Origin of the sequence: Thalassotalea sp. PLHSN55 (assembly GCF_052030545.1) — a bacterium.
GTDB lineage: Bacteria > Pseudomonadota > Gammaproteobacteria > Enterobacterales > Alteromonadaceae > CANMXU01.
On the sequence record NZ_JBPDIH010000008.1, the window covers coordinates 137,041 to 159,845 of the forward strand.

Genomic DNA, 22,805 nt, shown 5'->3' on the forward strand with positions numbered 1-22,805 from the left:
AGAGTCAATCAAATAACCGAAATTTAGCCATCATATTTTGCTTTAAATACGACTTTGAACACCTCACATACAATTGGCATTTCCTTGTTTGGGGTAAAATTTGTCGAAGCTAACTCCCGGTGATAATAATCCCAGTGAACCTTTTGCCAATAACGCAGGCTTTTATCGCCCTCTCCCTCTAATTCAGCATACTTTGCAGTTATTTCATTAAAAGGCTCGATGGAAACACTTAGCGTTTCGATAATGCAGACCGCCTCCCCGTTCCAACGAGTGACTATGTTTAATTCACCAACCTTAGGTAATGCTTCATTATTTGCTTTAAACCACCACAGCGAAGGTGAAGTTGCTTTTTTAACTCCTTTTAATACAAGCTCAGCGCATTCGTCGGCGTCTTGTTCGTTGTCACAAAAGTGCCAATAATTTAGCTGTTTAACAGCTAAGGATAACGATTTAAAATAATCGTCACATATTTTGCTAATAGATGGATGCATTGTGTTGTTTATATTAACTGATGTTTATACCATACTGCTTTTTAATGCATTTAAAAATAGCGTTAACCAACGCCCATTAACTTAGCGCTTTGCTTGAAACCATGCTTTTCATAAAGCTGATGGGCATCGTCTGTCGCTAACACTAGAAATTTTTTTCGCCAGCGGCTGTCGTTCACCACAATATCGACTAACCATTTCCCAAGCCCTTTACTCCTATATTGATGATCGATAATCACATCAGCTAAATATGCGAAAGTTGAATAATCAGTAACTACACGGGCAAAACCTATCTGTAAGTCACCTTCATATAATGAAAAGCACTCCGAATGTTCAATTGACAGTTTTATATCGGCAAACGATCTATCGGCAGCCCAATAGGAAGCTGAAAGCAATTGTTTAACACGATGCACATCAACATAATTTTTACTTTTGTAAATGATGTAGTTATTTTTGATATACATACTTAGTTAATCTTTATTTTTCGGAGCCGATAATAAATATGAGCTTTTGTTTGGAATATTGTTAACATTAGATGAATAGTTTTGATCTTTTTCATAGCCTTGACTAAGGTAAACCACCCAATACTCGATATGAGAACTTCCTCGCTCTTTGATAAAAGCAATACCGATTTCATCTTGTTCAATATAAAACTCATGTTCACCCAGCAAATGCGTTCTATGATCTCTTGAGCGCTTAAAAGCATTCCAAACCTTAGCGGCAGTTGAATAGCCACCGGCGATGGCTTCGACTTGATTGCTGGTAAAATCTCGGCCATAGTGCTTTGGTAATTTATAACCCGAATTTTCTAGGTGTGAATTTGGACTACCGCCTAAATTATGAAGAACTAACCCATAGTCAGCCATTTTTTTAGCTTTGGCCTCAGCCGCAATCATTAATGTTTTATTACACCGAATTGATTTACGTTTTTGCTCCGAATCCGCTGATATTAATTTATATAAGGTTTGCGCCTGTTCATTGTTACCACATGCATTCAATTCACTTGAAACTACATTAAATGACAAAAGACCTGCTAGAGTGACTATTATGTTTTTCACATTTAATTCCATTTATTCTTGTTAATGCCTATTTAGCAAAACGCTACAAAGGTTCGGTGACATTGTTATAAATCAAACAGCAATCGTGTCGCCTTAATTGAAGTTTTAGATTTAGTGTCCAACCCTTGAATTCCTTTCTGTTGCATAGTTAGTGTGTCAAAAAATTAATTAGAACGAAACCCTAGATATGAAAAATATGAGTTTGAACATAAAGTTATAGTAATTTGATAAGTTTCATCATTTAGTTTCAATAAACTTTACTTACCTATTTACAATGTATGAGACAATAGCGACTGACATTACACACCACATGGCACATTATGAAACTTTTGGTTCGCAACCTCTCTCGCACAACAACAGAACAAGAACTACGTATTTTGTTTTCGGCACATGGCAAAGTTACTGAATGTAACTTGGTTTTAGACCAAGAAACCGGTAAATCAAAAGGCTTTGGCTTTGTTGAAATGCCCAACGAAAAGGAAGCAAAATTAGCGCTTTCAAGCTTGCATGAAACACGCGTGGCAAAAAATAGAATTCGCGTAAAAGTCGCACAATAGCTTGCTTTAGGAGACGGTAAGATCAGCCCTATTGGTATATCAAACCACAAATGGGGTCGGTGACATAGTTATAAGCTAAACTCAATCATATTGTCTTGATTCAAGTTTGAAATTAAATGTCACCGACCCCTTTGTTTTTGCTTGCAATTAGAAAACAAAAAAGCCAGCGCAAAACGCTGGCTTTTGTTTGTTGTGGTCCAGTTTATTTAACTAAAATGTTCTAATAGCGCCTGAACTGGATGTTTAGGTTTAAACTGCGCCATGCGTTTAGTTTGACTTCGACATGAAAAACCAGTGGCCAATACTTGTTCGTTTGAAAAATCAGCTAACTTAGGCTGCCAGCTTAATTCAAATAAGCTTTTTGAGTTTTCTTGGTTTTGTTTTTCATGACCATAAGTTCCCGCCATACCACAACACCCTACCGCAACCTTGTTTAAGCTTAAGCCAAAATAGCTAAATATTGCCTGCCATTGGCTTTCACTATTTGGTAAAGCTGTTTTTTCAGTACAGTGACCAAATAATTGATAATTTGTCGCTACATTTTCAAGCTTGGCCGGTAAACGACTGTCATTACTGTCAATAACTGTGGTTAGCCATTCATGTACTAGCTGTACATTAAAATCGCCACGTTTTTCACCTAATACTTGTTTATATTCATCGCGATAACACAATACCAACGAGGCATCGATGCCAACCAACGGAATATTAAGTGCCGATAGTTCATTTAAAAACGCTGCGGCTGATTTCGCCGTTTTAGCAAAGCGATTTAAAAAGCCTTTAACGTGTTGCGCTTTACCGTTCGGTTTAAACGGTAATAAAACCGGTTTAAAGCCTAGCGCTTTAGCAAGCCCCATTAACGACTCAACCGAAGTAGCGTCATAAAATGTGGTGAACGGGTCTTGCACGATAAATACATAATCTTGTTTTTTCTGCTCATTAATCGATTTGAAATACTCTAAATCAAACATTTCATATTTTTGCGCTGCGATGCGCTCGGCTAATGTCGGTACAGAAAGTAGTGGCGTATCAACATAACCAATCGTCTTTTCAGATATTTTGCTATACAGCTTATTATCGATAACGGCATTCACTAATTTAGGCGCTTTTGCCATTAGTGGTGCTAATAATTCAACATTTGCAACTAGGTGATCTTTTAATGGTCTGAAGTAGCGAGTGTGATAAAGGTTAACAAATCGCGCTCTAAAATCGGGCACATCCACTTTTATCGGGCATTGGCTTGCACAGGCTTTACACGCTAAACAACCTGCCATGGCATCCATCACTTCGTGTGAAAAATCGTCTTTATTTTCTTTAACAAACTGCGCTTTAATCTTATCTAGCAGTTGTTTTACCGACCAGCCGTCGATATTTTGCTCTAAAGCTAAAACATCGACGCCTTTATTTTCAACAAGACGCAACCACTCACGCATCAAGCCAGCTCTACCTTTGGGAGAATGTCTTCGGTCACGCGTTACCTTGCTTGATGGGCACATTGGGCTATTCACGTCGTAATTAAAACATAAACCGTTGCCGTTACAATCAAGTGCACTGGTGAAAGAGTCTTTAACCGTTACTGGAATTTGCCTGTCGTAAAAGCCGCGCTTAACACCGTCAACTGACACAAGCTGCTCGTTAGAATCTACCGGCGTACAGATTTTTCCCGGGTTCATTTTATTGTGCGGGTCAAAAGCTGTTTTTATTTTTCGAAGCTCTAAAAATAGCGCTTCACCAAAAAATTCAGGTCCGTATTCGCTGCGGTAACCTTTACCATGTTCACCCCACATCAAGCCGCCATATTTTGCCGTTAAGGCAACCACTTTATCTGAAATATCACGCAGTAATTTTTCTTGCTCGGGATCGCACATATCAAGTGCTGGTCTAACATGTAAAACGCCGGCATCAACATGACCAAACATGCCGTAATGCAATTGTTTGTCATCTAATAGTTGACGAAACTCTGCGATAAAGTCCGCTAAATTTTCAGGCGGCACCGCAGTATCTTCGGCAAATGCCAATGGTTTTTGGCTGCCATCAGTATTACCTAACAAGCCAACCGCTTTTTTACGCATAGCGTATAATTTGTTGATGCTAGCGAGATCTGACGTAATTTGATAACCGATCACCCCTTTGCCTTGTGCAATATCTTGATCAAGGCTTTTCGACAGCTCGGCCACTTGCTGTTCAATTAAATCAGCATCTTCACCGTTGTATTCAACAATGTTAATGCCGTCCATCACTTGCCCTTCGACATCCGTTAAAAGCTCGCTAACTGAATGCCAAACAATATCTTGTTTTGCTAAATTCAGTACTTTACTGTCAATGGTTTCAACTGAAGTGGCTTTTGCTTTCACTAAACTTGGTGAATGGCGCAGTGCCGAGTCAAAGCTGTCGTATTTAATATTAACTAAGGTTTTGGCATGTGGAATTTTTGTTAAATTTAATTTCGCTTCACAAACAAAAGCTAATGACCCTTCTGAGCCGGTGATTAGACGTGTTAAGTCAAATTTGGTTAAATCGTCGTTAAATACATGCTCTAAATCGTAGCCTGTTAAAAAACGATTTAAACGTGGAAATTTATCTAAAATAAGTTGGCGATTATCACGACAGGCAGCAATCACTTGTTTATAAATTTCACCCACAGAAGTTGGCTGAGTCGCTATTTCTTCTGCTTGTTCGATGGTCATCGGCGATGTTGCTAATAACTCACCATTAGCCAATACACTTTCTAATCCCAAGACATGATCAGAAGTCTTACCATACACTAACGAGCCTTGACCTGAGGCGTCAGTATTGATCATGCCGCCTAACGTTGCGCGGTTACTGGTAGATAAATCTGGTGAAAAGAAAAATCCATGCGGTCTTAAAAAGTCATTTAACTGATCTTTAACGACACCCGCTTCAACACGTACCCAGTTTTCTTCTACGTTAATTTCTAACACACGGTTCATGTATTTTGATAAATCAACCACCACACCCGGCGTTAAACTTTGACCATTGGTGCCGGTTCCGCCGCCGCGTGCGCTAAATTTTATCGCCTGAAACTTTTCTGTATCAGCCAATTGAGCAATTAATTGAATATCTGCTTTGGTGCGTGGGTGCAACACTAATTGCGGCAGTTGCTGATAAACACTGTTATCTGTTGCCACAGCTAAACGTGCGCCGTACTGACAGTTGATGTCACCAGTAAAGTGGTGCGCTTTTAAGGTTTCAGAAAAAGCATTATATAACGGAGAGATAAGTGATTGATGGTCTAACCTAGGTAACATGTGACATTATTCGTAAATTCTGTAGAGAATTCGATTGTAACACGAGATTTTTGTAATTTTGAACAGAAATAAAAAAAGCCTAAGAACTTTTTGTTAAAACATGTGCAATAACAATATGTTCTTAAGCTTTAATGCAAACTTAAACAGTAATAGTAACGTTAAGCGTTATTATTTACCGTGTTGTTCGGCTAAGTACAACCAAGTTGGTAACACAGTATCTGGATTAAGCGATACGCTGTCTATGCCCTGTTCAACCAACCATGCGGCGAAGTCGGCGTGATCTGACGGACCTTGCCCACAAATCCCCACATACTTACCACGAGCTTTACAGGCTTTAATCGCCATTTCTAACAAGATTTTAATCGCTTCGTTGCGTTCATCAAACAAGTGAGCAATTAAACCTGAGTCGCGATCTAAGCCTAAAGTTAATTGCGTTAAATCGTTTGAGCCGATTGAGAAGCCATCAAAGTGATCTAAGAACTTATCCGCTAACAGCGCATTTGATGGCAATTCACACATCATGATCACTTTTAAGCCGTTTTCACCACGTTTTAAACCGTGCTCTGCCAAAATATCGATAACCGCAGTCGCTTCTTCTAACGTACGAACAAATGGGATCATAATCTCAACATGAGTTAAGCCCATTTCATTGCGAACACGTTTTATCGCTTCACATTCAAGCGCAAAACAATCTCTAAAATCTTGCGAGATATAACGCGATGCACCACGGTAACCGATCATTGGATTTTCTTCATCGGGCTCGTAATGTTCGCCGCCAACCAGGTTGGCATATTCGTTTGATTTAAAATCAGACATACGCACGATCACACGCTCAGGCGCATAAGCGGCTGCTAGTGTAGAAATACCTTCAACAAGTTTAGTAATGTAAAACTCTACCGGGCTTTCATAACCGGCAATAATATCTGTAATTTCTTCTTGAAGATCAATCGACTGAGTATCGAAATTAAGTAGAGCTTTAGGGTGCACACCGATCATTTTATTAATGATAAATTCAAGACGCGCTAAACCAATACCTGCATGTGGTAACCGTGCAAACGCAAACGCGCGATCTGGGTTACCAACATTCATCATGATTTTAAGTGGTAAATCAGGCATTGAATCAACTTCTGAAGTGGTTACCGTGTACTCAAGTTTACCTTGATAAATAAAGCCAGTATCACCTTCGGCACATGAAACGGTAATTTCGTCACCATTTGAAATTTTTGATGTTGCATCACCACAGCCAACAACGGCAGGAATGCCCATTTCGCGCGCAATAATAGCGGCGTGACACGTACGACCACCGCGATTCGTGACAATTGCAGAAGCACGCTTCATGATTGGTTCCCAATCAGGATCAGTCATGTCTGTAACCAATACATCGCCAGGTAAAATTTTATCCATTTCAGCCAGTGACGATAGAACTTTTGCCTCACCACTACCTATTTTGTGGCCAATCGAGCGACCTTCACAAATGATATTCGCGCTGCTTTGTAACTGGAACTGTTCCATTACATTAGCGTTTTCACGACTTTTTACCGTTTCAGGGCGCGCTTGAACAATATATAGCTTGCCGTCTAAGCCATCTTTTGCCCATTCAATGTCCATCGGACGTTGATAATGTTTTTCAATAATTACGGCTTGTTTGGCCAGCTCTTGCACTTCGGCGTCGGTAAGTGAAAATTGATTTGAATCTTTTTCTTCAATATCAACCACTTCAACTTGTTTGCCGTGAGCTGTGCTATCAGCGTAAATCATTTTAATGGCTTTACTACCAATGTTGCGTCGAATTACCGCTGGGTTGCCATTAGCAAGTGTTGGTTTGTGCACGTAAAATTCATCAGGGTTTACTGCGCCTTGTACCACCATTTCACCTAAGCCGTAACTTGAGGTGATAAAGACAACATCTTCAAAACCTGATTCAGTATCAATTGAGAACATCACGCCAGATGATGCAATATCACTGCGCACCATACGCTGAATACCGGCAGATAAGGCGACGCCACGGTGGTCGTAACCTTGGTGTACTCGGTATGAAATGGCGCGATCGTTAAATAAAGACGCAAATACGTGCTTAATCGCCACCATTACTGACTCTAAACCGCGAACGTTTAGAAAGGTTTCTTGCTGACCAGCAAAAGAAGCATCCGGCATATCTTCAGCTGTTGCAGAAGAACGTACTGCAAAAGACGCATCATCTGCAAAACCACCGGCAAGTTGCTCGTAGGCCGCTTCAATATCTTTTTGCATTTGTGGAAGAAATGGCGTGTCGATAACCCATTGGCGGATGGTTTCGCCACATTGAGCTAGCGCATTAACATCGCTCACATCTAATGTATCAAGTAACTGATAAATTTTATCATTTAAGCCACTTTGCTCTAAAAACTCGTTAAACGCATATGAAGTAGTAGCAAAACCGCCAGGCACTTGTACGCCAACGTTTGCTAAATTCGAAATCATTTCACCAAGTGATGCATTTTTACCGCCAACACGGTCTACATCGCCCATACCTAAGTGTTCATACCAAAGCACGTTTTCTTGCACAACAATTCTCCATTAAGGATAAATAATAAGTTTTAATTCGATTGACGCTATCGATATCGCAAAAACTTTGACAGCGCTAATATTCTACACTGCTCCAATAAAAAACTGAAAGCGATTATGTAAACTTTCAACCAAAGATACTCGAATAATTTAAAGCAAATCAATCTATACATGATTATTGCTATTCATTAAGTGTTTTTAATGATACATATTGGTTAATTAAGTTTGATTTACGTTATTTTTCAGTTTAGTACTTTTTGAGGCATTTATGCGTACAGCATTTTATATTTCTGACGGCACGGCTATCACTTCTGAGGTGTTTGGTCATGCGCTACTATCTTTATTTCCTGTTGAATTTCAACATCAAACCATTTCATTTGTTGAAAGTGTAGAAAAAGCACATGAAGCACGTGAGCTCATTAATAAAACAGCAAGTCGCTCAGGTGAGCCACCGTTAGTATTTCATACTTTTGTTAAGCCAGAAATTCGAGAGATTATCGATAGTTGCGACGGCATTATTTATAATTTTTTAGAACACTTTGTTGCGCCACTTGAGCAACAACTGGGTGTTACGGCAAAACCAAAAGCCCATAGAACACATAGCATTCACGAAAACAGCTACGACTACCGTATTGATGCGGTAAACTACGCCTTGGCAAACGATGATGGTGGTAAAGTCGACAATTACGAGCATGCTGACGTTATTCTGGTGGGTGTTTCTCGCTCTGGCAAAACCCCAACCTCGCTCTATTTGGCATTACAGTACGGGATCAAAGCGGCCAACTACCCATTTACCGACGATGATATGGACGAGCTTAAGTTACCTGCGTGTTTAAAAATGCATAAAAATAAAATATTTGGCTTAACCATAGACGCCCAACGTTTAATGGATATTCGAGATGGCAGAATGTCGAACAGTAAATATGCCTCAGCAAGACAATGTCGTATGGAAATACGTGAAGTAGAGAAGCTTTATAAGAAAGAAAAAATTCCTTTTCTTAATACCACTAAGTTTTCAGTAGAAGAAATTACTGCCAAAATACTTTCCGAAACAGGCTTGCAAAGATATAAGTACTAAATACAAAGGAATTTTTCATCTAAAACCCTGAAAGCAGTTCACATCTAAAGCCATTTTCGCTATCGTAGCAGCGATTTATTTACTCATGCCGATAAATGGCTTAAAGATGACCTATGACCATAAAAACTGACGAACTACGCACCACCCTCATTGACAACTTAGTTTCACCGGCAGAGCTTGCCGCGCAAATTCCTTTAGACCAAGAAACCGCCGATTTTATTATGGCAAGTCGTAAAGAAATTGAAGCTATTATTCGAGGTGAAGATAAACGTTTATTAGTGGTTATTGGTCCGTGTTCGATTCACGATACCGAAGCTGCCGTTGATTACGCCAAAAAGCTAAAACCTTTTCATGAAAAATACCAAAACGAATTATTGATCGTGATGCGGGTTTATTTTGAAAAGCCGCGTACCACCGTGGGTTGGAAAGGCTTAATTAGCGATCCAGACCTTGATAAGTCCTTTAATGTTGCCAAAGGATTAAACCTTGCCCGTAACTTATTACTTGATATAAACAAGCTTGGTCTACCAGCAACCACTGAATTTTTAGATATGGTTACCGGTCAATACATTTCTGACTTGATCAGCTGGGGTGCTATTGGTGCACGTACGACAGAAAGCCAAGTTCACCGCGAATTAGCGTCAGCGCTTTCATGCCCGGTCGGTTTTAAAAACGGTACCGACGGTAATGTAAAAATTGCCATCGATGCGATTAAAGCGTCAAGCGTACCTCATGTACTTTACTCGCCTGATAAAAATGGGCAAATGTGTATTTATCAAACCCATGGCAACCCGTCTGCACACGTGATTTTACGTGGCGGAAAAGAGCCAAACTATAGCGCTGAACATGTTAGCGATGTCGCAGAAAAACTCAGCCAAGCAAAAGTTGAAACCAAAATCATGGTTGATTGTAGCCACGGCAACTCATGTAAAGATCATAATAAGCAAATTGATGTGGCACGCTCAATTGCAGAGCAAGTCGCCACAGGTGATTCCGCTATTTTTGGCGTGATGATCGAAAGCTTTTTAGTTGCCGGTAATCAAAGCGTTCTGCCAAACGAGCCACTTGTTTATGGGCAAAGCATTACCGATGCCTGTGTTGATTTAGATACCAGTGCCGACATTCTTGCCTTGTTAGCTGATGCAGTAAGCCAAGCAAATAAATAATCACAGCAAAATAAACTTTAGCAAAAAGCCGTGAAATTTCACGGCTTTTTTGATGATACTTAGCTAGCTAACATAGCCATTTTATTGCGCTTTATTAAAGAACCTTTGGCGGATATATTGCCCTACTTTATAACACGCTATCGCAGCTAAACAGAATAAACACGCATGCACAATATTATGCAGCATGCCGTCACCTAAGTAGTGATCATCATGCGCCATGGCAGAAAAACTAAACAGTAGTGTGAAAATAATAGTTATAAACTTCATCTTAATGTCCTAATAGTTAATGATATTAAATTGGCGATGTTTTGAGTCAGTTTTACACCGACAACATCCCTTCTTGTTCAATAAAGCGAATGATGTCGTCTAACCCTTGTTTGGTTTTCATATTACTGAAAATAAACGGGCGCTGGCCGCGCATTTTTTTCGCATCTCTGTCCATCACCTCTAACGATGCACCAACAAGCTCAGCAACATCAATTTTATTAATGATCAATAGATCAGATTTGGTAATACCTGGACCACCTTTGCGGGGAATTTTATCGCCAGCAGAAACATCGATAACATAAATAGTTAAATCGGATAACTCTGGGCTAAAAGTCGCGCTTAAGTTATCACCGCCACTTTCAACGAGCACAAAATCTAAATCGGGATGACGCTCTTGTAATTCGTCAATAGCCGCTAGATTCATTGAGGCATCTTCGCGAATTGCGGTATGCGGACAGCCCCCAGTTTCAACACCTAGAATACGGTCTTGCGCCAAGGCGTTATGTTTAGTTAAAAACTCAGCATCTTCACGGGTATAAATATCGTTAGTGACTACGGCCATGTTGTATTTATCGCGAAGCGCTAAACAAAGCTCGCGTAATAATGCGGTTTTACCTGAGCCAACCGGGCCACCAACACCTATGCGTAATACTTGTTTTTTCATTTTTTTCTCTCTTGAATTTAAATGTTAACGCTTAATTTTTTATTCATTGATTTTATTACGAACGAAACAACCGGCTATATTGTGTTTCGTGCCATGCACTTGCCATCGCTAAATGCGGTAGGCTACCGCCAATTTCATCGTCAGTTAACTTTTCAGCCACTGCAATCGCAGCATCAACTTTCTCTGTTAAATCAAACAATAAGTTCTGCGCTTGAGTTTGTCCTAAAGGTACCAACTTGGTTGCTGCAGCCACTTGGTTATCGATAAACGTCCAGCAATAGCCACTTTGCACCGAGGTCAGGTCAAGCTCACATAAATAGGCAGTTAAAGCAAAGGCACTAACAAAACTAATATCTGAACCGGGTAAAAAGTGTTGATAATTTTTCTCGTCGATTCGGTCGAGATTAGTTAACAAACGAATTAGGGCTTTGCCCATCGCCACATCGGCTAGCAATAATTCACTACTTTCTCGGCAAGCTTGTAAATGCTGATCCCAATATTGAAAATCACTGACATTATCATTTGCTATCGCGCGATATAAACGCGCTAAAATGGCTAAGTCGGTGCGGGCTATCGCTTCAAATAAATTAATTTCAATCCAACTTGCAGTATCTGATGAATTATTTATCCAGCCGTTGTCGACTGCAAATTCTAAGCCTTGCGAAAATGAGAAGCCACCAACGGGCAAATTAGCGCTGCACAATTGCAATAAACGACTTAACTTAATGCCGTTGCTCGTGTTTATTTGCACGCTAGCATTAGTGTTCATGTTCATGTTCATGTTCATGTTCACCATGACTATGCGAATGGCCGCCTTTAGCGTAAGCACCATTTTCAGGCGAAAATACCGCCGGAGTGTGGTTGATGGTTAAGCCATAGTTTTGTGCTAATTCTTCTAAAACATGATCCGGCTTAAAACGCAGCCATAATTCACCAATTTGCATCGACGTATGTCGGTTGCCTAAGTGATAACACACTTTAGCAAACGTTAGCCAATCAGTAGCAACTGCGGTAGTAACTTCTTCTGCTTGGCCTTTAATTTCAATAAATAAACCGCATTCGGTTTTTAAAATTTCACCAATAAGGAGTGGATGGCCGCGCTCCATAAAAATACCAATAGCGCTGCCCTTATCTGTTACGCCTTTAATCCGCGCTTTTTTGCGGGTATCGTGATCTAGAGTGATGGCATCATCAATTGCTTGGTGAATGTGATCAAATCGTTCAAATGCTTTTAACATTAACTCTTTATTCCTTTTACTACTTTGAGTTTTTTAAAATAAGGTGTAGCGCTGCGCCAGTGGTAACTCAGTGGCCGGCTCACACGTGAGTAACTCGCCATTTGCTCTTACTTCATAGGTTTGAGCATCCACTTCAATTGTCGGTTGCCAGCTGTTATGCACCATGTCGGCTTTACCCACATTACGGGTGTTTTTACATACGCCAACCATACGTGTCATGCCAATTTTTTCTGGTACGCCTTTATCAATCGAGGCTTGTGACATAAAGGTCATCGATATTTTCGCCGTTGCTAAACCATACGAGCCAAACATTGGGCGATAATAGACCGGCTGAGGGGTAGGAATAGAGGCATTAGCATCCCCCATAGGCGCGGCAGCGATAAAACCAGATTTAATGATCATGGCTGGTTTTATGCCGAAAAAAGCCGGCTTCCACATAACAATATCAGCAAGTTTGCCCACTTCAATAGAGCCTACTTCATGGCTTACGCCGTGGCTTATCGCCGGATTAATGGTGTATTTGGCAATGTAGCGTTTAATTCTAAAATTATCATTACGCTCAGTATCAGGTGCTAATGGGCCACGTTGTTGTTTCATTTTATGGGCAGTTTGCCAGGTGCGAGTGATCATCTCCCCTACACGTCCCATCGCTTGCGAGTCAGATGAAATCATACTAATCGCCCCTAAGTCATGCATAATATCTTCAGCGGCAATACTTTCTTTGCGAATACGAGAATCGGCAAAAGCAATATCTTCTGGAATATTCGGATCTAAGTGATGACACACCATCAGCATGTCTAAATGCTCGTCGATGGTATTAATGGTATAAGGTCGTGTTGGGTTGGTTGACGATGGTAATACATTGGCTTCACCACAAGCTCGAATAATGTCAGGTGAATGCCCGCCGCCGGCACCTTCAGTATGGTAAGTATGAATAGTACGCCCTTTAAATGCGCCAATAGTATCTTCAACAAACCCCGACTCGTTTAAGGTATCGGTATGAATTGCCACCTGGACATCGTATTTTTCGGCGACAGTTAAACAGTTGTCAATTGCCGCAGGTGTTGTGCCCCAATCTTCATGTAATTTTAAACCACACACGCCAGCTTCAATTTGCTCTTCAATCGCTAACGGTAAACTCGCATTGCCTTTACCTAAAAAGCCAAAGTTCATCGGAAAGTCGTTAGTAGCTTGCAACATTTTATGTATATACCAAGGCCCCGGCGTACAAGTGGTGGCATTGGTTCCTGTCGCAGGCCCTGTGCCGCCGCCGATCATGGTCGTAACGCCTGACATAAGCGCTTCGTCAATTTGTTGAGGACAAATAAAATGAATATGCGCGTCAATGCCGCCTGCGGTTAAAATTTGTCCTTCACCGGCGATCACTTCAGTGCCCGGCCCTATTTCGATATCAATATTGTCTTGTATATCAGGATTTCCGGCTTTACCAATAATTGCTATGCGGCCGTCTTTAATGCCCACATCCGCTTTGATAATGCCCCAGTGATCAACAATTAACGCATTGGTGATCACCAAATCAACCGTTGCAAAACATGACGCTTGGCTTTGCCCCATGCCATCGCGGATGACTTTACCGCCACCAAATTTCACTTCTTCACCGTAAGTGGTGAAATCTTTTTCAACTTCTAACCACAAGTCAGTGTCAGCTAAACGAACGCGGTCGCCGACAGTTGGCCCGAACATATGTGCGTATGCATGTTTATCAATATTTGCCATAATTTTTTACCTGTTAACCTAAAGGTTAAAGAGCTCCTTGAACATCGCCGCGAAAACCATACACTTTACGTTTGCCTCGATAAGCCACTAGGGTGACTTCACGTTCTTGTCCCGGTTCAAAACGCACTGCTGTGCTTGAGGTAATATCTAAGCGGTAACCTTTGCACGCCTCTCGATCAAACACTAAAGCCGAATTTACTTCATAAAAGTGATAATGAGAGCCAATTTGTATGGGCCGGTCACCTGAATTAGCAACAGTGACTTTAATTTTGGCATACCCTACATTTAACTCGTGCACACCGTCATCGGTTTTGATTTCTCCGGGGATCAACATAGTCAGGCTCCTTTATACAATGGGGTTGTGAACGGTAACCAGTTTAGTACCGTCGGGAAAGGTTGCTTCCACTTGTACTTCAGCTAACAGCTCGGGAATGCCTTCCATGACTTGCTCACGAGTCAGTAATGTTCTACCGTAATCCATCATTTGTGCGACCGTTTTACCATCGCGAGCCCCTTCCATAATTTCCATGGAAATATAAGCCATCGCTTCAGGGTAATTTAACTTTACGCCGCGTTTTAGGCGGCGCTCGGCTAATAGCGCCGCAGTAAATAACAATAACTTATCTTTTTCTCTAGGTAATAAATCCATAACATTCTCTTTAATCAAGACTTAATTTTTCGCTTAGCTAACGCTCTGTTGGCTCACTGGCGCTCACTGATATTAGGTATGCCATACTCTCGGCTCAACCGCACTGTTACTGATGAGTTGCGGGCGTAAATGCTGCCACAAGCGAATGAACAAGTGTTTTGCTTCATTGGCCTGCTCCCCAAGATACCGTATCACTAACAAGCCTTTAATATCCGTTATGCTCACTTTGTTTTCCGCGTGTTGTTGCTCGATGATTTCGCGCAAGTGCTCAACTAATTGTTGTCGTTCACTCGCCAAAGCAAGTTGTTTAGGTGCATATACAAGAAAAGTGGCAAAAACACTTCGCCCTGCTAAACCTGCCGAATGAGCCATAAGCTGGTTATTCGGGGATATTGCGATACGATCATGATAAATGAGTTTATTATCACAATATAATCGGTTTAGTTGGGTATACGAGCCATGCTTGAATGGCTGATTTGAACTCGGCAAACCTAAACAGCTAATGTCCCAACCGAAATAAACGCTACTCGAGCTAAGGTGAATATCTACTGTATTTACGGCATCAGCGCCTTCATAAACAATCGTTTCTTGAGGGAAATTTTCACAAATAGCGTGTTGAGCTAGGCTAAAAGTGGTTATTTGCAGTTGCTTAGATTCGCCAATGCTTTGATCTTCGCGGGCACGGTAAAAGCGATTAGCCCCGGGAGTTGTCACTAACACATGTGCATTTTTTTGTAGTTCAAGCGATATTCGTAATTGATCGCCGGAAACAATTCCCGCTGGCGGATGTAACAAATAGATATGGGCGCAATCACGCCCTTCCGGGTAAAAAGCTTTTTGAACCGATAATGGCCCTTGTCGTTTTGTTGCAGCTAATGCCGTACCAAAATTTGAATGGCTAAAAACTAGGCTTAAACTCGCAAGCCATTGGCGCATATTAGCTATAGGCTTAACATTACCGGTTAACGGTATATTTTGCGTTTCGGTGATCATTGTATTGCTAACATCAAAATTATTAAAAACCTTTATTTTTCATTAAGCTAATTAGAGCTAAATAACCTTAGCGCGAAATTTTAATCAGCACCTTTTATATCAGTGTCAAAGGTCATTCGCAATATTATTAGGCCAAATTTCAACGCTTTATTACACAGATAAATACTTAGCGACTAATTCGTCAGTCAACTCGTCCATTTCACCTGAGGCGATCACTTGGCCTTTTTCCATTAAATGAAAAGCTTCACCAACGGCGCGAGCAAAAGGTAATTTTTGCTCAACTAAAATAATAGTCATGCCATGTTCTTTATTGAGTTTTAATAACACATCACGAATAAGTTGCACGATATTTGGCTGAATACCTTCATTAGGTTCATCTAAAATTAAAATGTCTGGGTTTAGCACTAAAGCACGGCCAATGGCCAATTGCTGCTGCTGACCACCCGATAAATCACCACCGCGACGATGTAACATTTCTTTTAATACCGGAAAGAGCTCAAATACATGCTCAGGAATGGTTTTACTTTTCTGACGTTTACAGTTCAAACTTATTTTTAAATTTTCTTCAACCGTTAGCTGAGGAAAAATATGACGACCTTGCGGCACATAACCTACGCCGATTTCAGGACGAGACTCAACGTTACCTTTAGTCATGTATTGGTCATTTATTTTTAACGAGCCAGAGCTAATTGGCAATAAGCCCATAATGGCTTTTAACAGTGTGGTTTTCCCCACACCATTGCGCCCCATAATACAGGTACGTGAGCCCTTAGCTATTTTGAGATCGAGATCCCATAAAATTTGCGTACCGCCGTATTTTTGATTTACTTTAGATAATTCAATCATCTTTACTCTCTTACTCTTCGCCAAGGTAGACTTGAATAACGTCAGGATTTGCTTGAATTTCACTCATGCTACCTTCAGCCAATACCGAGCCTTGATGTAAAACGGTAACAGTGCGTGCAATTGAGCGCACAAACGCCATATCATGCTCGACCACGACCACGGAATGCTTGCCAGCAAGCGACGTTAATAGCTCAGCAGTACGCTCAGTTTCTTGTCCTGTCATACCCGCGACAGGTTCATCCACTAACAATACTCTTGGATCCGCCGCTAATAACATGCCGATTTCTAACCACTGCTTTTGGCCATGAGATAAACGGCCCGCAGGATAATGACATTCTGCAACAAGACCTATGGTATAAAGAATTTCACCAATGCGATCTTTTTGCTCACCAGTTAATTTATGAAACAAGCTGGTTAATATGCCTTTATCACCCGTAAGGCTTAATTCAATATTTTCAAAAACACTGAGCGCTTCAAACACGGTTGGTTTTTGAAATTTACGGCCAATGCCCGCTCGCGCAATTTCCGCTTCATTTAGTTTTAATAAATCGACTTGCTGACCAAAATTTACCGTCCCCGTATCTGGCCGAGTTTTTCCGGTGATAACATCCATCAAGGTGGTTTTACCAGCGCCATTAGCGCCGATTAAACAACGCAATTCGCCATCGTTAATATAAAGGTTTAAATCGTTCAACGCTTTAAAGCCATCAAAACTGACACTGACATCTTCAACATATAAAATAACGCCATGGCGAGTATCTGGCCTAATGTTTTCATTGGCTAATAACGGTGAGCCACTTTTATCTACGATCATGATTTCGCCTCCGCATTGGCTGACAGCGGTTGTTGTTTGTTCTTATTGGCAAAAATATTCGGTAATAGCCCAGAAATTCCTTTTGGTAGAAATAGCGTGACTAAAACAAACAGCCCGCCTAAGGCAAACAACCAAGCTTCAGGCATGATGGCGGTAAATCGGGTTTTGGCATAACTCACCAATATCGCGCCAATTAACGCGCCATATAAGGTGCCACGACCACCAATAGCCACCCAAACCACCATTTCAATAGAATTTAGCGGTGAAAATTCCCCTGGGTTAATAATGCCAACTTGCGGCACGTATAAAGCACCAGCAACGCCAGCTAGCATCGCTGAAACAACATATATCCATAATTTGTAATGTTCCGGTTTAAAGCCGACAAAACGTACTCTCGACTCGGCATCACGAATAGCGGTTACCACCCGCCCCATTTTTGAGTTAACAATATAATGAGAAACTAAATAACCTATGGCTAAAGCCACCGCTGTCGCGATAAACAAGGCTAATTTAGTGGTCGGTGATTGCAGTGAAAAACCTAAAATTTCTTTAAAATCGGTTAAACCATTGTTACCACCAAAGCCCATTTCATTGCGGAAAAAAGCTAACATCAAGGCATACGTAACCGCTTGGGTCATAATCGATAAATAAACCCCGCTTACTCTTGAGCGAAAAGCTAACGTACCAAACACATAGGCAAGTAACCCTGGGCCAATAAAGACCATGGCAACCATCCATAAAACACTGTCAGAGCCTGCCCAATACCACGGCATTTCGGTCCAGTTTAGGAAAACCATAAAATCGGGTAAATCTGGGTTACCGTAAACACCACGGTCGCCAATTTGACGCATTAAATACATGCCCATGGCATAGCCACCTAAGGCAAAAAATGCCCCGTGCCCTAAACTTAAAATGCCGCAATAGCCCCAAACTAGATCAACTGCCAGTGCCAATAAGGCATAACATAAATATTTACCAAAAAGGCTTACTGTGTAGTCACTGACGTGTAAAAAAGATCCTTCAGCAAAAGCTAAATTACAAACCGTGACATACAAGGTTGAAATAAATAATAAGGTGATAACAAAATGCAAACTGCCAAGTTGTTCAAATTTTTTCAAAAACATACTTTTCATATCATGATTCACAGGTATAGTGACTGAGTCATTTAGGCCAGTGTTAGTATCAGCTGTTGATGACGAGGTTGTTGGTGATTTTGTTAAAGTGCTCATTAGTCTGCTGACCTCCCTTTTTGAGGAAACAGTCCTTTAGGCCTTTTTTGAATGAACAACACTAAGCCAACTAGTACAATAATGTTCGCCAGTACGGAGCCGGTTATAGGCTCTAAAAACTTATTAATTGAACCTAACGACATTGCTGCTACTAACGTGCCCCATAAATTACCGACACCACCAAAAACCACCACTAAAAAGGAGTCGATGATATACGCTTGCCCTAAATTAGGGCCAACATTGGTTAATTGGCTTAAGACGACACCGGCAATACCAGCGATACCTGAGCCTAAACCAAAAGTGATAGCGTCAACCCAATCACTTTTAATACTTAAGGCACGCGCCATATCGCGGTTTTGCGAAACAGCACGAACATGTAAACCCAATGAAGTTTTCTTTAAAATCATCAGTAAAGCGACAAACACCATTAAAGAAAAGATAATGATATACAAACGGTTATAGGTTAATGAAAACACAGGGTTGATTTGCCATGAACCACTCATCCACTCTGGTGAAGCAACTTGGCGGTTTAGTGGTGAAAAAATACTGCGCACCAGTTGTTGTAAAATTAAGCTAATACCAAAAGTTGCCAGTAAGGTTTCAAGGGGGCGACCTTTTAAGTGACGAATAACGCCACGTTCAATTAAAACGCCCACAAACCCTGACACTAAAAACGCTGCCGGAATGGCCATTAATAATGAGTATTCGATCAATTGTGGAAAAGCTTGTTGAATAACATAAGTGGTATAAGCGCCGAGCATCATCATTTCGCCGTGCGCCATGTTAATTACCCCCATCACGCCAAAGGTAATAGCTAGGCCAATCGCTGCAAGTAATAATACCGAACCTAAGCTAAAACCAAAAAAGAGGGTTTCAAGAAACTCAAAAATACCTTTGCGATCGTCAATATCAGCCAAGGCTTTAGTTAACTCTGCCGCTAAAGTTTTATCATGCTCATTTGTTGAGTCTGCAATCGCTTCAAGTTGATTGCTCATTGCGTTTTTAACCGCTGGCTCTAAACTGGTTTTTAACTGTTCAATAGCCGCCAACTTTGCTTCATGGCCTTCATTAATCAGTTGATTAACAAGAAGTGCTACCGACATTAATTCGCGCACGTCTTCGTCTGGCTCGTTATTCACTAATGCCGTTACTGCGGTAATACCGGTTGAATTGGGTTTATCGAGTAATTGCTTAATTGCTTTAATGCGAATGTTTTTATCTGCTGACCTTAAATCTAACAGCGCCAACAAGCCCCTAATTTTCCCCCGTAAGGCGTTATTGGTTTTAATTTTTTTAATGGCACTTTTAGTGACTGCCTCTAGCGGAGTATCAGTTAACACATCGGTTAGCTCATAGCGTTTATTGGCATTAACCTTAGCCCTAACAATTTGCTTATTGGCTTTTAAATAATACAATTCACCGTTGAGTAAATATTCAAGTGTCGCGGGCACTTGCGGTTCATTTGTTGCTGAAATTTGCTCTATCAAGCCCTTCATTTTTGATAATTTAGTGCTAGGGAGTTGTTTAAACAAAGAGGGAAGTTTGCTTTCTGCAGCAGCGATCGCCTCACTCGACAGGGTTTGCCATGACAGCAAACAAGCGATCAAAACAGAAAAAATACGCAACATTGCGGCGTCCTTAGTTACTAGTAAAGTTACAAAGCTGTTTACACGTCGTTGCTAAAACAGCTTAAAGTTATATTTAGTGCTTAATGTTTATTGGTTTTATCGGGGTCATTTACTCAAAACACTCTGATATCGATAATTAAATTGCTTTGAGTAAATGGGAAGCAAGCTTCCCATTAAACTAAACGTTATTGTGTTGGTTTGTTTCTAGATAAACCTTTAGAAATTTTGACCAGAACACTTAGCGGTTTTCACATCGAAGTTGCCGCATGAAACCGGCGCGGTCCAATCTGAAATAAGGTTTTTAGAGCTGTCTAAGAAATTAGACCATGCATCACCAATCACGGTATCTGGCGTTTCTGAAACCACTTCAAATTGACCATCTTCTTGAATTTCACCAATTAACACTGGCTTAGATAAATGATGGTTGGCATTCATAACCGCTGTACCGCCAGTTAAGTTAGGAACAGCAATACCGATAAGTGCTTGCTCAACAGCGTCAACGTCGGTTGTGCCCACTTTCTCAACCGCTTTAGCCCACATTTTAAACCCAATATAGGTTGCTTCCATCGGGTCATTGGTTACGCGCTTGTCATCACCAATGTATTTTTTCCAATTTGCAATAAAGGCTTCGTTTTCATCAGATTCAACGCTTTGGAAGTAGTTCCAAGCCGCTAAATGACCAACAAGTGGTTTAGTATCAAAACCTGAAAGTTCTTCTTCACCTACCGAGAACGCAACCACGGGAATATCTTCAGCAGAAATACCTTGGTTACCTAATTCTTTATAAAAAGGAATGTTTGCATCACCGTTAATTGTTGACACAACAGCGGTTTTCTTACCAGCAGAACCAAACTTTTTAATTTTTGAAACAATACCTTGCCAATCAGAATGACCAAACGGCGTATAGTTGATCATAATGTCTGAGTCTTTAACGCCTTTAGATTTTAAGTACGCCTTTAAGATTTTATTGGTCGTACGAGGGTAAACATAGTCAGTACCCGCTAAAACCCAACGCGTTGCGCCAATTTCATCCATTAAGTAATCAACCGCAGGAATGGCTTGTTGGTTTGGCGCAGCGCCCGTGTAAAATACGTTTTTAGATGATTCTTCACCTTCGTATTGTACTGGGTAGAATAATAAACCGTTTAGCTCTTCAAGCACCGGTAACGCTGATTTGCGTGATACCGAGGTCCAACAACCAAAAATAACATCCACTTTTTCTTTCGCTAAAAGCTCACGGGTTTTCTCTGCAAATAAAGGCCAGTTAGAGGCAGGATCTACCACTACAGGTTCTAGTTGTTTACCAAGTAAACCACCGGCTTTGTTTTGTTCTTCAATCATCATTAAAACGGTATCTTTTAATGTGGTTTCAGAAATAGCCATAGTGCCTGATAATGAATGTAAAACACCCACTTTGATGGTGTCGGCAGCATACGCCATTTGTACAACTAAGCTACTTGCAATAATTGAACTTGCCGCAATAATTTTTTTAAGTTTCATAATAAATTCCTATTAAGTCTGGTGGATTAAAACGTAATTAAAGCTTCAACCGCGTATGAGGTAACATCAACGTCGTTAATTTCATCCATACGGTATTCAAATACCATTAATAGGTTGTCAGAAACGGTATAGCTTGGTGAAATGGTAATACCCGAAGCATCTTCATAAGTGGCACCCGAGGCATCTTCAATATCCCAATCGTGGTAACGCAGGGTTAAACCAATGTCGTCAAAAGCGTAGTTAGCCATTAATAAGAAACCTGTTGCTTCACTGCCAACAAATACGCTGTCTTCGGCGCTGTTATATTCCGCCGCGAGTGTTAACGCGTCTTTTGAATAGCTTGCCCAGGTGTTGATTAATTCAACATCGCCATCTTTTGAGTAAAAACCTTTAATAGTAATTTCATCTGTTGGCATTAGCGCCACCATGGTTTCAATGGCAGGATGCTCTGAGTCGGTACCTTCTCCAGCAAGATCATTCACAACTGAAACAGCTACGGCATATTTATCACCGCTATAAATACCAGAAACACCTTGTTGATAACCGCCATAAAAATATTTTGCATAGCCAGTGCCTGAATATTGGAATAAACCCGTAGGCTCTTCAGTTTCCCAGCCTGAGTAACTTAAAAAACGACCGGCTTTTACGCTAAATTGATCAGATACGGCATAAGTAATAAAGGCTTGTTCAATATCAAGCTCTTGATTATCTTCTAAATCATCACCTTGATCTTGATATTCAACATCAACAAAAGCAGCAAGCTTACTGTCAAACTCATAACCAACATTTAATTCAACTTGGTCAAGACCTGAAACGTGAAAAGATTCACCGCCGTCAATATCAACTGCAAGGTATGACATATCAATAAAACCAGAGATGCTGAGCTTGTCTTTGGCTTCATCAGCGTGTGCCGATGTTGCTGCAGCTAATGAAAGTAGCACTGTAGCGGCTACCGGCGTTAATTTTGTAAAGAGTGTTTTCATGCGCATTCCTATAAAAGTGTTTAGTTACGTGTCTTTGACATCTTTTTAAGTTGATGACTATTAACACAAGCCTTATTTGAGCTGGCTCTAGTATCGATGT

Annotated in this window: 22 protein-coding genes; 3 read left to right on the top strand and 19 right to left on the bottom strand. The window is 40.8% G+C overall.

Annotation, left to right across the window (positions count from 1 at the left end; translation table 11 throughout):
• Positions 1 to 23 precede the first annotated feature (23 nt).
• From ACRRSQ_RS16015 to ACRRSQ_RS16025, 3 genes are all read right to left on the bottom strand, one after another.
• Positions 24 to 491: an ASCH domain-containing protein gene (locus ACRRSQ_RS16015; protein WP_440876773.1), complete on the bottom strand. Its 468-nt coding sequence runs from the start codon at positions 489 to 491 to the stop codon at positions 24 to 26.
• 62 nt (positions 492 to 553) lie between these two features.
• On the bottom strand, positions 554 to 952 hold the full coding sequence (locus ACRRSQ_RS16020; RefSeq protein WP_440876774.1) for a GNAT family N-acetyltransferase: 399 nt from the start codon (positions 950 to 952) through the stop codon (positions 554 to 556).
• Positions 953 to 958: 6 nt separating this feature from the next.
• Entirely contained in the window at positions 959 to 1,546 is a 588-nt protein-coding gene (locus ACRRSQ_RS16025; protein ID WP_440876775.1) for a CAP domain-containing protein, read from the bottom strand.
• Positions 1,547 to 1,866: 320 nt separating this feature from the next.
• Between ACRRSQ_RS16025 and ACRRSQ_RS16030 the strand changes: the two genes are divergently transcribed.
• Positions 1,867 to 2,103 (top strand): RNA recognition motif domain-containing protein, encoded by a 237-nt coding sequence (locus tag ACRRSQ_RS16030; protein ID WP_440876776.1) that lies wholly within the window; start codon positions 1,867 to 1,869, stop codon positions 2,101 to 2,103.
• Between the two features lie 206 nt (positions 2,104 to 2,309).
• Here the strand turns inward: ACRRSQ_RS16030 and ydiJ are convergent, their stop codons facing one another.
• Together ydiJ and ppsA are read right to left on the bottom strand one after the other, a co-directional pair.
• Complete coding sequence (gene ydiJ, locus ACRRSQ_RS16035) at positions 2,310 to 5,369, bottom strand: D-2-hydroxyglutarate dehydrogenase YdiJ (RefSeq protein ID WP_440876777.1); 3,060 nt, start codon at positions 5,367 to 5,369, stop codon at positions 2,310 to 2,312.
• Positions 5,370 to 5,537: 168 nt separating this feature from the next.
• Positions 5,538 to 7,913, bottom strand: coding sequence for a phosphoenolpyruvate synthase (gene ppsA / locus ACRRSQ_RS16040; protein ID WP_440876778.1), 2,376 nt, complete (start codon positions 7,911 to 7,913; stop codon positions 5,538 to 5,540).
• Positions 7,914 to 8,181: 268 nt separating this feature from the next.
• On the opposite strand from ppsA, the gene ppsR reads away from it, so the two are divergent.
• Positions 8,182 to 8,991, top strand: coding sequence for a posphoenolpyruvate synthetase regulatory kinase/phosphorylase PpsR (gene ppsR / locus ACRRSQ_RS16045; RefSeq protein ID WP_440876779.1), 810 nt, complete (start codon positions 8,182 to 8,184; stop codon positions 8,989 to 8,991).
• Positions 8,992 to 9,104: 113 nt separating this feature from the next.
• Positions 9,105 to 10,157 carry a 3-deoxy-7-phosphoheptulonate synthase gene (locus ACRRSQ_RS16050; protein WP_440876780.1) on the top strand — a complete coding sequence of 351 codons (1,053 nt, stop codon included), beginning with the start codon at positions 9,105 to 9,107 and terminating at the stop codon, positions 10,155 to 10,157.
• A gap of 81 nt (positions 10,158 to 10,238) precedes the next feature.
• On the opposite strand, the gene ACRRSQ_RS16055 is transcribed toward ACRRSQ_RS16050, so the two are convergent.
• From ACRRSQ_RS16055 to ACRRSQ_RS16120, 14 genes are all read right to left on the bottom strand, one after another.
• Positions 10,239 to 10,424, bottom strand: a complete 186-nt coding sequence (locus ACRRSQ_RS16055; RefSeq protein WP_440876781.1) for a hypothetical protein — start codon at positions 10,422 to 10,424, stop codon at positions 10,239 to 10,241.
• Positions 10,425 to 10,476: 52 nt separating this feature from the next.
• Complete coding sequence (gene ureG / locus ACRRSQ_RS16060; RefSeq protein WP_440876782.1) at positions 10,477 to 11,088, bottom strand: urease accessory protein UreG; 612 nt, start codon at positions 11,086 to 11,088, stop codon at positions 10,477 to 10,479.
• Positions 11,089 to 11,143: 55 nt separating this feature from the next.
• Positions 11,144 to 11,857, bottom strand: a complete 714-nt coding sequence (locus ACRRSQ_RS16065) for an urease accessory protein UreF (RefSeq protein ID WP_440876783.1) — start codon at positions 11,855 to 11,857, stop codon at positions 11,144 to 11,146.
• Positions 11,847 to 12,326 carry an urease accessory protein UreE gene (ureE, locus tag ACRRSQ_RS16070; RefSeq protein WP_440876784.1) on the bottom strand — a complete coding sequence of 160 codons (480 nt, stop codon included), beginning with the start codon at positions 12,324 to 12,326 and terminating at the stop codon, positions 11,847 to 11,849. The genes ACRRSQ_RS16065 and ureE overlap by 11 nt, the downstream gene beginning before the upstream one ends.
• 33 nt (positions 12,327 to 12,359) lie before the next feature.
• On the bottom strand, positions 12,360 to 14,063 hold the full coding sequence (gene ureC, locus ACRRSQ_RS16075; RefSeq protein ID WP_440876785.1) for an urease subunit alpha: 1,704 nt from the start codon (positions 14,061 to 14,063) through the stop codon (positions 12,360 to 12,362).
• Positions 14,064 to 14,088: 25 nt separating this feature from the next.
• Entirely contained in the window at positions 14,089 to 14,394 is a 306-nt protein-coding gene (locus ACRRSQ_RS16080) for an urease subunit beta (RefSeq protein WP_440876874.1), read from the bottom strand.
• Between the two features lie 15 nt (positions 14,395 to 14,409).
• Positions 14,410 to 14,712: an urease subunit gamma gene (locus ACRRSQ_RS16085; protein WP_440876786.1), complete on the bottom strand. Its 303-nt coding sequence runs from the start codon at positions 14,710 to 14,712 to the stop codon at positions 14,410 to 14,412.
• 72 nt (positions 14,713 to 14,784) lie between these two features.
• Positions 14,785 to 15,705, bottom strand: a complete 921-nt coding sequence (locus ACRRSQ_RS16090) for an urease accessory protein UreD (RefSeq protein WP_440876787.1) — start codon at positions 15,703 to 15,705, stop codon at positions 14,785 to 14,787.
• A gap of 150 nt (positions 15,706 to 15,855) precedes the next feature.
• On the bottom strand, positions 15,856 to 16,551 hold the full coding sequence (urtE, locus tag ACRRSQ_RS16095) for an urea ABC transporter ATP-binding subunit UrtE (RefSeq protein WP_440876788.1): 696 nt from the start codon (positions 16,549 to 16,551) through the stop codon (positions 15,856 to 15,858).
• Between the two features lie 10 nt (positions 16,552 to 16,561).
• The gene (gene urtD / locus ACRRSQ_RS16100; RefSeq protein WP_440876789.1) at positions 16,562 to 17,365 is read right to left on the bottom strand and encodes an urea ABC transporter ATP-binding protein UrtD; all 804 of its coding nucleotides are present in this window, start codon (positions 17,363 to 17,365) and stop codon (positions 16,562 to 16,564) included.
• Entirely contained in the window at positions 17,362 to 18,489 is a 1,128-nt protein-coding gene (gene urtC, locus ACRRSQ_RS16105) for an urea ABC transporter permease subunit UrtC (RefSeq protein WP_440876875.1), read from the bottom strand. The genes urtD and urtC overlap by 4 nt, the downstream gene beginning before the upstream one ends.
• Positions 18,490 to 18,593: 104 nt before the next feature.
• A complete protein-coding gene (gene urtB / locus ACRRSQ_RS16110) occupies positions 18,594 to 20,222 on the bottom strand; it encodes an urea ABC transporter permease subunit UrtB (RefSeq protein WP_440876790.1) in 1,629 nt (542 codons plus the stop codon).
• Positions 20,223 to 20,438: 216 nt separating this feature from the next.
• Complete coding sequence (gene urtA, locus ACRRSQ_RS16115) at positions 20,439 to 21,722, bottom strand: urea ABC transporter substrate-binding protein (RefSeq protein WP_440876791.1); 1,284 nt, start codon at positions 21,720 to 21,722, stop codon at positions 20,439 to 20,441.
• A gap of 26 nt (positions 21,723 to 21,748) precedes the next feature.
• Positions 21,749 to 22,705: an outer membrane beta-barrel protein gene (locus ACRRSQ_RS16120; RefSeq protein ID WP_440876792.1), complete on the bottom strand. Its 957-nt coding sequence runs from the start codon at positions 22,703 to 22,705 to the stop codon at positions 21,749 to 21,751.
• Positions 22,706 to 22,805 lie beyond the last annotated feature (100 nt).